The following is an 11992-nucleotide window of genomic DNA, read 5'->3' on the forward strand; positions in this document are numbered from 1 at the left end:
GCCTATTCACTGAGTGGGCTGGATAATGAGTTAAACGAGGAAAGAGAGATGGCAGCTAAAAACAAAGGCGGTCGCCCCTCTGATTACACGCCTGAGCTAGCAGAGAGAATTTGCAACTTGCTTATGGAAGGCGAAAGTCTCAGGGCGATATGTAAACGTGATGATGTTCCCCACATTGCAACAGTGCTTGCATGGCTTCATAGACACGAAGAGTTCCACGAACAATACGTGCGCGCGCGGGAGATTCAAGCCGAAGTTATGGCTGAAGACATCATCATGTATGCCGACTCTGCGACTGAAGAAGCATCAGCAGTTGCAAAGGCTCGACTGCAGGTAGATGCACGGAAATGGTACGCATCGAAGGTTGCAACACGTCGTTATGGTGATCGCGTTCAGCATGACCAGCGCATCACGATTACCGACATGACCGATGACGAATTGCAGCGAAAGATTATGGAGCTAACCCATGCAGAATCTCAGTCGGGAGCAGAAGATTGAGTTGCTGAGGTTGCTTGAAGAGAAGAAGCGCCGCAAGACTGTTTACCGCTACCGAACCTATTACGACACACGTTATGCCTGGCAGAAGAAATTCATCGCTGCCACCGCCGAATACTCACAGTGCGCATTAATCGCTGCCAACCGAGTAGGCAAGACTGACACGGCAACTTACATCGACGCCATTCACCTGCTAGGCGAGTATCCAGAAGACTGGAAAGGTCATCGCTTCGACCATGCCCCGCTGATGTGGTGTCTTGGTTACTCCGGTGAGAAGTGTCGTGACCTACTTCAGGCCGCCATCATAGGAAAGAAGGTTAACGGTGAGTTTGTTGGTGGCTTGATACCTGCAGAACGCATCGTGTCCACCGAGCCAATGACTGGCACGCCAAACGCCATTCGTTCAGCCTACGTGAAGCACAGCAGCGGTGAGCTAAGCAAGGTTCAGTTCTGGTCATACACTCAGGGGCAACACGCACTGATGGGTGATGATATCGACTGGTTTCATATCGATGAAGAGCCAGAAGACCAGACGATTTATCCGCAGGTTCTAACACGTACCGCAACAGGTGACCGGAGAAATGGCGGCAGAGGGATTCTTACCTTCACGCCGGAGAACGGACGCACTGAGTTAGTCATAAAGCTTCTTGATGATCCGGCAGCATCTCAGTTCTGCATGAACGTAGGTTGGGATGATGCACCTCACCTCACTGAAGAAACCAAGAAGAACCTTCTCGAATCCTATCCAGCGCATCAGCGCGACATGCGAACAAAGGGTATTCCAATGCTGGGACAAGGCCGCATATTCGATTTCAGCGAAGATGTGATCACCTGTGACCCCTTCCCGATACCGAAGCATTACATGGTCATCGACGGCATGGACTTTGGGTGGGATCACCCACAGAGCCGAGTTCAATTAGCAATCGACTTAGACAGCGAAACCTTCTACGTAACCAAGGCATGGAAGGCCAGCAAGACATCACCAGCGGAAGCGTGGGGTGCCACTAAGTCATGGGCGAACAAGGTGCCAACCGCATGGCCTCAGGATGGGCTTCAGACAGAGAAGGGAAGCGGCCTGCAGCAGAGGGAGTATTACCACGCAGCAGGGTTCCAGATGCTACCAGATGCAGCTCAGTGGCCTGATGGCTCACGTTCAGTTGAGCCCGGCCTGTTTGAGTTGCATGACCTGATGAGTACCGGACGATTCAAGGTCTTCAGTGGGCTGCGTGACTGGTTCGAAGAATTCAATTTCTACCACCGAGATGATCGCGGTCGCATTGTTAAAACCCGCGATGACCTGCTCGATGCAACACGCTATGCCTACATGATGCGCCGCTTTGCCAAACGTTATGGCGACATTGGAAACATCAAAGAGAAGAAAATGCCGGCTCCAATCAAGCCAATTCCACGAGGTAGATAATGGCTGACGACAATGACAAGCTACAGGCAATCCTGACCATCTTTGATCGGGATTGGATGTCGAGCGATGAAGCCAGAACCGAAGCGACCAACGACCTGTTCTTTAGTCGGATATCGCAGTGGGATGACTGGTTAAACCAATACACAACCCTTCAGTATCGCGGCCAGTTCGATGTGGTTCGCCCAGTTGTTCGTAAGCTCGTTGCAGAGATGCGACAGAACCCGATTGATGTTCTCTACCGGCCTAAAGACGGCGCAGAACCAGATGCAGCAGATACGCTGATGGGCATGTACCGCACTGACATGCGTCACAACTCTGCCAAGATTGCTGTGAACATCGCAGTGCGTGAGCAGATAGAAGCTGGCTACGGTGCGTGGCGCCTTGTCACTGAGCATGAAGACCAAGACCCGACCAGCAACAACCAGGTGATTCGTCGCGTTCCAATACATGAGGCTTCCTCTCACGTAATCTGGGACAGCAACAGTAAGCAGATGGATAAGAGTGACGCTAAGCATGTCACTGTCATTCAGCCGCTCAGCCTGTCTGGGTGGAAAGACTTTGCCGAGCAGTACGGATTAGATGCTGACGAGTTGCCCAGCTTCCAAACGCCTGGCACCAGCTGGTTATTCCCATGGATAAGCAACGATGTCGTTTATGTCGGTGAGTATTACGAGGTAGAGGAGAAGAAAGAAACAGTATTCATCTACCAAGACCAACTCGGCGGCGAGCCAGTTAGTTACTTCAAGCGTGATATTGCTGATGTGATTGATGAGTTGGCAGAGTCTGGGATGGTGAAGGTCGGCGAGCGCAAAGTTAAGCGCTGCCGTGTATACAAGACGATCCTCACCTTCTCATCAATCCTGAAGTCTCGTGAACTCATCGCCGGTGAGCATCTACCCATCGTTCCAGCATATGGCGAGTGGGGATTTGCAGGTGACAAAGAAGTCTATGAGGGCGTTGTGCGCCTGACTAAAGACGGTCAGCGTCTGCGCAACATGATCATGAGCTTCAACGCCGACATCGTAGCCCGCACTCCGAAGAAGAAACCCGTTTACTTCCCTGAGCAAATCGCAGGCTATGAGTTCATGTACGGCGGCGATGATGATTACCCGTATTACCTTCAGAACATGAAGGATGAGAACGGCAATGACCTGCCTATCGGTCCCATGACGTACATGGACAACCCGGAGGTACCACAAGCCAACGCCTACATGCTGGAAGCAGCGACAAACGCTGTGAAAGAAGTATCGCAACTCGGCGTTGATTCGGATGCCGCCAATGGTCAGGTTGCATTCGACACTGTTAACCAGTTGAACATGCGCGCCGACCTATCGACATATGTGTTTCAGGACAACCTGGCTACAGCAATGCGTCGTGACGGTGAGATTTACGCCTCAATGGTGAACGATATCTACGACGTTCCACGCAAGGTCATGATCACCCTTCCAGACGGTACCGATAAAGACGTTGAGCTCATGTCTCAGGTCATCGACTACCAGACGGGTGAGGCAGTCGTGCTGAACGATGTGCGTGGTCGCTATGAGACGTACACAGATGTAGGTCCATCCTTCCAGTCAATGAAGAGCCAGAACCGAGCAGAGATTCTCGAATTGCTCAGTAAGGTTCCTCAAGGTACCCCAGAGTTCCAGATGCTCATGCTTCAGTACTTCACTCTGCTTGACGGCAAGGGTGTTGAGCTCATGCGCGAGTATGCCAATAAGCAACTGGTCACGATGGGGCTCAAGAAACCTGAAACTCCTGAAGAGATTCAGATGGTTCAGGAAGCGCAGCAACAAGGACAAGAGCCGAGCCCGGAAATGGTTCAGGCACAGGGCGTCCTGATGCAAGGTCAGGCAGAAATCCAGAAAGCTCAGAATGAACAAACCAGAATCCAGGTGGACGCATTCAAAGCTCAGACCGATGCGCAGGTTGCAGCCGCCAAAGTGGTGGAGATCCTCGCATCAGCAGATAGCACCAAGAAACAAGATGTAATGTCCGCGCTTAAATTGCTCGGAGAATTCCAGAATAAGCAGGGCGACGCAGCCCGAGCTGACGCTGAGCTTGTCCTTAAGGGGCAAGAACAATTCCATTCAACACGCATGGACTTAACCAAGCTCATGCAGCAAGCCAATCAACCCTCCGGCGGAGTAGCCGAGATTCCTCAATAAGAGAGAGATAAACATGTCAGACACCAACGAAATTCAGGCTACTGAAGAACAACTCCTGTCCGGCGATCATGCGGCGGCATCCGCAGATGGCTCAGATGTCGGTAATGCCAACGACAACGCAGGTCAAGATGATGGCTTCGATATTGTCCTGAGTGACGATGAGAGCAAAGAACGACAAGACCCGGCAACGAACAAGAAATTCGCAGCACAACGTCTGGAACGCAAGCGTCAACGCGAGCTTGAGCAGCAGATGGAGGCGGTAAAACGTGGTGAATTGCCGGAGAACCTTCGGGTTACTCCTGACTTACCAAAGCAACCTGATGTGAATGACTTCATGTCAGATGACGCCCTGGCTAAGTACGACTATGACCAATCAAAAGCACTTGCCGCATTCAATGCCGCTAACAGCGATTGGCAACTGAAGGCGATGGACGCTCGTAGTAATGGCGTAGCCGAGCAGGGTCGCAAGATTCAGGAGTACACCCAGCAATCAACGCAGTACGCCGAGGCAGCCCGTAAACACTACGACGCAGCAGAGAAGCTCAATATCCCTGACTATCAGGCAAAAGAAGACGCGTTCATGAATCTGGTTCCACCGCAGGTGGCCGCCGACATCATGATGCTATTCCCTGAAAAATCTGCAGCGCTCGCTTATCACCTGGGCTCCAACCCAGAGAAAACACGCCAGATTCTGGCAATGAACGGGCAGCAAGCGCTGATTGAACTAACTCGGTTATCAGAACGTTTAACTCTCAAACCCCGCGGTAAACAACTCTCCGGCGCACCCGCCGTAGACGAGCCTATTCAAGGTTCTGTCACGGCAGCAAATATCGCATCTCTCCAGAAAAAAATGGACGAAGCATCAAGCAAGGGTGACGTCGAGCTTTACCGCAAGATTAAAAATCAGCTTAAAGGAATCCGCTAATGGCTCTTAACGAAGGTCAAATGGTAACTCTGGCTATCGATGAAGTTATCGAAACCATTACCAGTCTCACCCCTATGGCTCAAAAGGCCAGTAAGTACACTCCACCGCCATCACAAATGCAGCGCTCCAGCAACACCATCTGGATGCCTGTAGAGCAGGAATCACCAACTCAGGAAGGTTGGGATTTGACTGGCAAGTCAACCGGCCTGCTGGAATTGAACGTACCGGTTAGCCTCGGCGAACCAGACAACGACTTCTTCCAACTGCGCGCCGATGACCTGCGTGATGAAACATCATACCGCCGTCGAATCAACGCAGCTGCCAAAAAACTGGCAAGCAACTGTGAAGTTAAAGTCGCCAATCTGGCTGCCGAGATGGGTTCACTGGTTGTCACCAGTAATGACCCTATCGGTACTACTGCAGGTTCCGGATGGGACTTCGTAGCAGACGCTGAAGAAATCATGTTCTCCCGCGAACTGAACCGTGACTCCGGTCTGTCTTACTTCTTCAACCCGAAGGACTACAAGGCTGCCGGCCATGACCTGATCAACCGAGACATGTTCGGTCGCATCCCTGAAGACGCGTACAAAAACGGCACAATTCAACGCCAAGTTGCAGGCTTTGATGATGTTCTGCGCTCTCCAAAGCTTCCAGTGCTGCCAGCCTCCACCGCTACCGGACTGACAGTAAACGGTGCTCAGAAATTCCAGCCTGTAGCGTGGGATTTGGATGCTGATGGTAACAAACGCAACGTCGACAACCGCCTGGCGACAGTAACTCTGTCAGCTACTACCGGTCTGAAGCGTGGAGATAAAATCAGCTTCACCGGCGTTAAGTTCTTGTCTCAGATGGCTAAGAACGTGCTGACCAATGATGCGACATTCTCTGTTGTTCGTGTCATTGATGGCACTCATGTCGAAATCACTCCTAAGCCAATCGCACTGGATGACACCGCGCTCTCTCCTGAGCAGCGTGCGTACGCCAACGTCAACACCTCGCTGGCAAATACCATGGCGGTAAATCTGCTAAACAAAGTCACGGCGCGTACCAACGTGTTCTGGGCTGATGACGCAATCCGTATCGTGAGCCAGCCTATCCCGGCTAACCACGAGTTGTTCTCAGGCATGAAGACCAAGGCGTTCTCCATCCCCGAAGTTGGCCTGAACGGTATCTTCGCCACACAGGGTGACATCAGCACGCTGTCTGGCCTGTGCCGTATCGCGGTTTGGTACGGGGTCAACGCAACGCGCCCTGAGTCAATCGGCGTAGGTCTTGCTGACCAGGCTTAATCATCAGTAATCAATAGGGGCGAAAGCCCCTTTCTTTTTTTGGAGAAGAACATGACACAGATGATTTATAAGCACGGTTCCAACAAAGTTTGGAAGGGCATTGCATACGACTGGGAAATTATCCAGGAAGATGAGTTGCAGGAATATCTCGATGCTGGGTGGTTTGCACATCCCGATGATTTGTTGGAATCTCTGCCAGAGCCAGAGCCAGAGCCAGAGCCAGAGCCAGAGCCAGAGCAGAAAAAGAAACCGGGTCCGAAGCCGAAAAAGGCAGAAACCAATGAATCTAACAACGAAGGGTGATTTGGTTAATGCGGCCTTACGAAAACTCGGTATTGCATCCAACGCAACGCTGACTGATGTAGAGCCGCAATCAACCGAAGATGCAGTAAACGACCTCGAAATGATGATGGCTGAATGGTACGAGGATGGGAAAGGTATTGATGTCGGGTATCTATTCTCAGCTGATGATGTTGCTGCTGACCCCGGTGATGATCACGGCCTGAAAACTGGATACATCAGCGCGGTATTCCACAATCTTGCCACTCGCATTGCTCCAGATTACGCAGTTGAAGCCTCTTCAAAAGTAGTGATGACAGCCAGATACGGCAAAGAGATGCTCGTCAAATCCAGTGCTGCTTCTAAAGCGAAAAAGGCCAAGTGCAAGGCCGGTTACCCAGACCGCATGCCAATTGGCTCTGGCAACCGACTTCTTACGCTGAACTGCTTTAACTACTTCCATCGTAGGGATGAAGACAATGCCGACGACACAACTCCCGCTGAGTAAAGGCCTCGGCAAAGACTTCCGCAACGCCGACTATGTAGACCTGCTGCCGGTGAATATGCTGGCAACGCCGAAAGAAGTGCTCAACGCATCTGGTTATCTTCGCTCTTACCCTGGCATCCAGAAACAATATGACGTTGCCGGAGTATCACGCGGCGCTGATTTCAACACAGCGCAAAACGCTGTGTATCGCGTTCTGGGAGGCAAGCTCTACAAGGCTAACTCTCAGGTGGGTGACGTGTCAGGAAGCGGCAGGGTGAGCATGGCATGCAGCTACACAAGCCAAGCCGTGGCAGCATCCGGTGCAATGACGCTTTATCGGTATGACGGCACAGTGAAAACGCTGGCTAACTGGCCTGAGCAGATCATCACTCAGGAAGGCTACACGCGCACCGTAAAAGAGTGGTCGCACGCTACTGGCAACACTGACTTCATCTCGTTTGTCGCAGCGGATTTGGACGGCAGTATCACGCTGACTATCACGCCAAAGACAGCCAGCGGCGTTCTGGGCTCACCATTCATCATTGCAGAGGTTCAGTGGGGGCTTCAGCTGTCACAGGCCAAGCCAGCTACCGATACGCCATACATTACCGCGCTAATAGTGAAGGGCAGCAAGGCAAAAGGCAGCAAGATAACCATCGAATACACCTTCAACCCAAACCTGCCAACCGGCGCGACGGATGCCGACAAGGTAGACATCAGCCTGTTTAAAGCAGTGCAGGTTGTGCCAGAGGTTGCGGTCGATTATGCGCAGTATGATATCGGCGTGGTTCGCGACATCTGTCGGGCGCGCGGGCGTTATGTTTGGGTAAAAGATGGCACAGATACGTTCGGCATTACTGACCTGTCAGACGAGTCACACCCAGATCAGTACAGCCCATTCTATCGCGCAGAGTCTCAGCCAGACGGAATTCAGGCCGTGGATGTATGGCGTGACTTCGTGGTGTGCTTCGGAACCTCGACGATTGAGTATTTCTCCCTCACCGGCGCGACGTCTGTTGGTGCTGCATTGTACGTTGCTCAACCCTCTCTGATGGTCAGCAAAGGGATTGCCGGGACATACTGCAAAACAGCCTTCGCTGATACGTTCGCTTTCATTTCTCACCAGGCTACCGGCGCGCCATCAATCTACGTAATCAGCCAAGGCCAAGTATCAGGCATTGCGACTGCTACGATAGAGAAGATTCTGCGCGGCTACTCTTCATCCGAGTTGGCGACGGCGGTAATGGAAAGCACCCGGTTCGACTCTCACGAGTTGCTCATCATCCACCTGCCAAATCACGTGCTTTGCTATGACGCAGCGGCGGCACAGAACGGCGCCCAATGGGCGATCCTTAAAACCGGCCTGGGTGATGATGTCTATCGAGGCATCGACTTCATGTATGAGGGAAATCAGATAACCTTGGCCGACAAAGGCCAGCCAGTAACCGGCTATCTGAAGTTCGATATCTCTTCTCAATACGATGCTCAGCAAGAGCACCTACTCTACACGCCAATGTTCAAGGCCAATAACGGAAGGGTGTTTGACTTCGAACTTGAAGCCTCAACCGGAGTGTCGCAGTTTGCAGAACGACTGTTCATCTCCGCTACTGCTGACGGCATCAACTACGGAAGGGAGCAGATGATTAGTGCCAATGCTCCATTCGCTTACGACAAGCGCGTGCTGTGGCGGCGCATAGGTCGCATTAGGAAGAACATTGGATTCAAGGTGCGCATCATCACCAGCTCGCCGGTGACACTGTCTGACTGTTCAGTGAGGGTCGAATAATGGCTAATCCTGACCTCAATGAACCAGTAGTTGTTCAGGCGACGCGAATTGACGCCACGTTACTCCCCGCAGGATTCTCACAGCCTTATCAGTTGTACGTCATCCAGCAAGGCACTGACTTTGGTGCGGTTACTAACAAGGCCAATGAAGCCGGCAGCGGCGCATACGATGCCCAGGTGAAGAACGAAGAGCAGGACGTGGTTCTGGCCGATCACGAAGATAGACTCGACACCGCCGAAGCAACGCTCATCAACCACGAGGAGCGTATTACAGCGGCGGAGGCGACACTGGTTGATCACGAAGAGCGAATCACCGCTGCAGAAGCTGAACTGGTTGATCACGAGAGCAGAATCACCACATTAGAGGGGGAAGTTGACACGCTTCAGACCGATGTGGCCGCTCAAGGTGTACGCCTTACAGCAGCTGAAGGTGATATCGACACTCTTCAAACCAACTCAATATCCAGTGCAGTAAGCACAGACCAAAATGTGCAGGCTGCCGGTGGTTCACTCCTTATCGGCTCAGTTGGCACACCAACAACAGACAAGTTGCAGGTAACTGGCTCTTCTAACGTCAGTGTCTCCTACAAGGTTGCCGGACTGCAGGTGGTGGGCACTCGTCAAACTGGCTGGACTGCTGCGACCGGCACTGCATTGCTCGGAGCATTCAATGCCAACCAAGCATATACGGTTAGCGCAGCCTATACACAAGCCGAGATTCAAGCGATTGCAGCCGGACTTGTACAGGTAAGGCAAAGAAACAAAGCTCTCGAAGACTTACTGAGAACTCACGGCCTCATGAACTAAGGATTCCCATGCTCACACAAATTGATGCTCTCACCGGGCAGGAATTAATGCGCCTGTGGGGCGTGGAATCATGGGAAGACCCCGGAGCTGAGTACGTAAAATGGAATGACTCGGGCGTATTTGCTTTGGTTCAACAGGATGGATTCGTTGATGTCCACATTGCCATGGACAAAGAACACAGAAAGCATTGCAGGGAAGCAGGATCGGAACTGCTGGGTGAGATAGGTCACCTAAAGCTTCGTCTCGTCATCCTTCCTGACCGGCCTGCAGTGTGCAACTTTGCGCACAGGATGGGGTTTCGTAACAGAACCACGCAAAAACTGATGACTAAAGACGGGAGCTACGGCTCCTTTTTTATTATGTGGCGAGAGCCAGGAGAATTTCATGGGCGGAGCAATTAGTGGTTCTGGTGCAGCGGTAAGTAGCATCATCGGCGGCATCGGCGCTCGCAAGGCGGCTAAGCAACAGCAGAATTACCAAGATAAGGCGATGAACCAGCAGCGGCAAGGGTATGAGAGTGCCACCAGTTGGCTTTCTCCCTATCAGGATGCGGGACAGTCCGGCCTTGCAGGACTTCAAGGTATTGCAGGACAGCCAATCGACCGAAATCAGCTACTGACTAACTATTTCAACTCTCAGGAATATCAGCAGCAAGCAAATCAGGCGCGATATCAGCAATTGGCGGGTGCAGAGGCCACTGGCGGTCTTGGCTCAACTGCAACCAGCAATGGACTGGCGACGATTGCCCCAACCCTTGGGCAGAACTACCTGACTGACATGACTAATCAACAGCAGAACATGTACTCACAGTTGATGGGCTTATCAGGTATGGGTGCCGAATCTGCTAATGCCTTGGGCAACTGGGCGTTGAACCAAGGCAACACTATGGCGGGCATGTACCAGCAGAAGGGTCAGATTATGGCTGGCAAGGCTGCTCTACCATATCAGGTGGCGGCGAGTGCAAACAGCAGCATGGCGAATGGTGCGGCACAAGATGCTAACTCATTCACTAGCATGTTCGGCGGCATGATGGGCGGAGGTTCATTCTAATGGCTCAGCAAGGTGGATTGCAGGGGCTTGGCGCTCCTATTAACTATTACGAAAGCATGGTTCCTGATTTCCGCCGTGAGGCTCTAATGGAGACTCAGAACCGACTAGGTCAGCAACAGGTAGCCAGTCAGCAAATGCAGAATCAGCAGGCGCAGATTGAGAATCAGCGAAAGTCGCAATTCTACGATGCCATCAGTACCGCAACGCCAGACCAGTTGCCCGCTCTTCGCAAACAGTTTCCTGAGTTCGCCCAGAATATTCAGCAGGAGATCGGGATTCAAGACGCAACTCATGCAGCCTTTGTGAATAAAGCTCTTGGACGCATTCAGGTTGCATATTCAAGTGGTGATCCGCAGCAAGTGCAAGCAGCCATCCAGAGCGGGGCTCCGGCACTTAGCAGTATTGGGGTTCAGCCAGAGCAAGCAATGCAAATGTTCCAGAGTGATCCCCAGCAATTCGGCGGACTACTTAATGCCTCGATGCTATCCACGCTGCCGGTAGATAAGCAGTTCGATGTTCGTAACGACCAGAACAAATTAGCAGAAACTGTGCGAAGCAATCAGGCCAATGAAGGTCTGACGGCCAGAGGGCAAGATATCACCCTGAGAGGGCAGAATATAAGCGCGCAGAACTCAGCTCTCGACCGGGAGATTAAACGCTCTGAGTTGCTCGATAAAAACTTGGATCGTCAGATTTCGCGCGAGACAAATGAGGTAAAACTTCAGGATTTACGCCTCAGGCAAGAAGCGGCTAGAGCCACAGCAACACAAGCGAAAGCAGATAAACAAGCCACGGCTCAGGGAGCTGTCGATACTTTCACTACTGCGCTGGATTCTCTAGACACAATCACTAAAAGCCCAGGATTAACGAAAGCAGTTGGTATTCGGTCAGCTATCCCCACGATACCAGGAAGTGATGCGGCAAACTTTGAGGCTCAACTCGACACCTTTAAAGCTCAAACCTTCCTGCCAATGGTTGCTTCATTAAAAGGAATGGGTGCCCTGTCAGATGCAGAGGGTAAGAAACTATCTGATGCGGTAGGGGCATTGAGCCCGAAAATGAGCGAGGCCGCATTTAGATCATCGGCAGCCAAAATTAAAGACACCCTTGATAGCAAACTCAATACAGTCAAGAAACAGTATAACTATCAAGACCCACCGCGGCCGCAGGTTTCTCAGCAGTCTCAGCCAGCACAACAACGGGCTCCGGCAGCAGCTGTTCAGGCGCTGCAGGGAAATCCAGCTCTTGCTGAGCAGTTCAGGTCTAAATATGGCTACTTGCCTTGAG

At 52.0% G+C, this 11992-nt stretch carries 11 protein-coding genes and 2 pseudogenes; all 13 read left to right on the forward strand.

The annotated features are described in order from the left end of the window. Nucleotides 1-48 precede the first annotated feature (48 nt). Nucleotides 49-498, forward strand: coding sequence for a terminase small subunit-like protein (locus tag J1779_RS08005; RefSeq protein ID WP_217203486.1), 450 nt, complete (start codon nucleotides 49-51; stop codon nucleotides 496-498). Then, on the forward strand, nucleotides 467-1915 hold the full coding sequence (locus J1779_RS08010) for a phage terminase large subunit family protein (protein ID WP_217203488.1): 1449 nt from the start codon (nucleotides 467-469) through the stop codon (nucleotides 1913-1915). Before J1779_RS08005 ends, J1779_RS08010 begins: the two co-directional genes overlap by 32 nt. Then, entirely contained in the window at nucleotides 1915-4083 is a 2169-nt protein-coding gene (locus tag J1779_RS08015) for a portal protein (RefSeq protein ID WP_217203490.1), read from the forward strand. Before J1779_RS08010 ends, J1779_RS08015 begins: the two co-directional genes overlap by 1 nt. Before the next feature lie 13 nt (nucleotides 4084-4096). Further along, complete coding sequence (locus tag J1779_RS08020) at nucleotides 4097-5008, forward strand: scaffolding protein (protein ID WP_217203492.1); 912 nt, start codon at nucleotides 4097-4099, stop codon at nucleotides 5006-5008. Beyond that, entirely contained in the window at nucleotides 5008-6297 is a 1290-nt protein-coding gene (locus J1779_RS08025) for a P22 phage major capsid protein family protein (RefSeq protein ID WP_217203493.1), read from the forward strand. The genes J1779_RS08020 and J1779_RS08025 overlap by 1 nt, the downstream gene beginning before the upstream one ends. A 51-nt stretch (nucleotides 6298-6348) precedes the next feature. After that, nucleotides 6349-6600: a hypothetical protein gene (locus J1779_RS08030; protein ID WP_217203495.1), complete on the forward strand. Its 252-nt coding sequence runs from the start codon at nucleotides 6349-6351 to the stop codon at nucleotides 6598-6600. Beyond that, nucleotides 6578-7084, forward strand: a complete 507-nt coding sequence (locus tag J1779_RS08035) for a packaged DNA stabilization gp4 family protein (protein ID WP_217203497.1) — start codon at nucleotides 6578-6580, stop codon at nucleotides 7082-7084. The genes J1779_RS08030 and J1779_RS08035 overlap by 23 nt, the downstream gene beginning before the upstream one ends. After that, nucleotides 7056-7472: pseudogene (locus tag J1779_RS25525) on the forward strand (packaged DNA stabilization protein); the annotation flags it as partial. The gene J1779_RS08035 and the pseudogene J1779_RS25525, both read left to right, overlap by 29 nt. Before the next feature lie 354 nt (nucleotides 7473-7826). Then, nucleotides 7827-8849: pseudogene (locus J1779_RS08040) on the forward strand (packaged DNA stabilization protein); the annotation flags it as partial. Continuing rightward, entirely contained in the window at nucleotides 8849-9655 is an 807-nt protein-coding gene (locus J1779_RS08045) for a phage tail protein (protein ID WP_217203499.1), read from the forward strand. The pseudogene J1779_RS08040 and the gene J1779_RS08045, both read left to right, overlap by 1 nt. Nucleotides 9656-9663: 8 nt before the next feature. After that, a complete protein-coding gene (locus tag J1779_RS08050; RefSeq protein WP_217203501.1) occupies nucleotides 9664-10056 on the forward strand; it encodes a hypothetical protein in 393 nt (130 codons plus the stop codon). Continuing rightward, nucleotides 10040-10705, forward strand: coding sequence for a DNA transfer protein (locus J1779_RS08055; RefSeq protein WP_217203503.1), 666 nt, complete (start codon nucleotides 10040-10042; stop codon nucleotides 10703-10705). Before J1779_RS08050 ends, J1779_RS08055 begins: the two co-directional genes overlap by 17 nt. After that, nucleotides 10705-11991 (forward strand): phage DNA ejection protein, encoded by a 1287-nt coding sequence (locus J1779_RS08060; RefSeq protein ID WP_217203505.1) that lies wholly within the window; start codon nucleotides 10705-10707, stop codon nucleotides 11989-11991. Before J1779_RS08055 ends, J1779_RS08060 begins: the two co-directional genes overlap by 1 nt. The last annotated feature ends 1 nt before the right edge of the window (nucleotide 11992 follow it).

Origin of the sequence: Rahnella rivi (assembly GCF_019049655.1) — a bacterium.
GTDB classification, from domain to species: Bacteria; Pseudomonadota; Gammaproteobacteria; order Enterobacterales; family Enterobacteriaceae; genus Rahnella; species Rahnella rivi.

What these genes read in the sequence shown, in the direction of transcription:
- J1779_RS08005 (WP_217203486.1), top strand. Translation starts at nt 49, where the DNA reads ATGGCAGCTAAAAACAAAGGCGGTCGCCCCTCTGATTACACGCCTGAG.
- J1779_RS08010 (WP_217203488.1), top strand. Translation starts at nt 467, where the DNA reads ATGCAGAATCTCAGTCGGGAGCAGAAGATTGAGTTGCTGAGGTTGCTT.
- J1779_RS08015 (WP_217203490.1), top strand. Translation starts at nt 1,915, where the DNA reads ATGGCTGACGACAATGACAAGCTACAGGCAATCCTGACCATCTTTGAT.
- J1779_RS08020 (WP_217203492.1), top strand. Translation starts at nt 4,097, where the DNA reads ATGTCAGACACCAACGAAATTCAGGCTACTGAAGAACAACTCCTGTCC.
- J1779_RS08025 (WP_217203493.1), top strand. Translation starts at nt 5,008, where the DNA reads ATGGCTCTTAACGAAGGTCAAATGGTAACTCTGGCTATCGATGAAGTT.
- J1779_RS08030 (WP_217203495.1), top strand. Translation starts at nt 6,349, where the DNA reads ATGACACAGATGATTTATAAGCACGGTTCCAACAAAGTTTGGAAGGGC.
- J1779_RS08035 (WP_217203497.1), top strand. Translation starts at nt 6,578, where the DNA reads ATGAATCTAACAACGAAGGGTGATTTGGTTAATGCGGCCTTACGAAAA.
- J1779_RS08045 (WP_217203499.1), top strand. Translation starts at nt 8,849, where the DNA reads ATGGCTAATCCTGACCTCAATGAACCAGTAGTTGTTCAGGCGACGCGA.
- J1779_RS08050 (WP_217203501.1), top strand. Translation starts at nt 9,664, where the DNA reads ATGCTCACACAAATTGATGCTCTCACCGGGCAGGAATTAATGCGCCTG.
- J1779_RS08055 (WP_217203503.1), top strand. Translation starts at nt 10,040, where the DNA reads ATGGGCGGAGCAATTAGTGGTTCTGGTGCAGCGGTAAGTAGCATCATC.
- J1779_RS08060 (WP_217203505.1), top strand. Translation starts at nt 10,705, where the DNA reads ATGGCTCAGCAAGGTGGATTGCAGGGGCTTGGCGCTCCTATTAACTAT.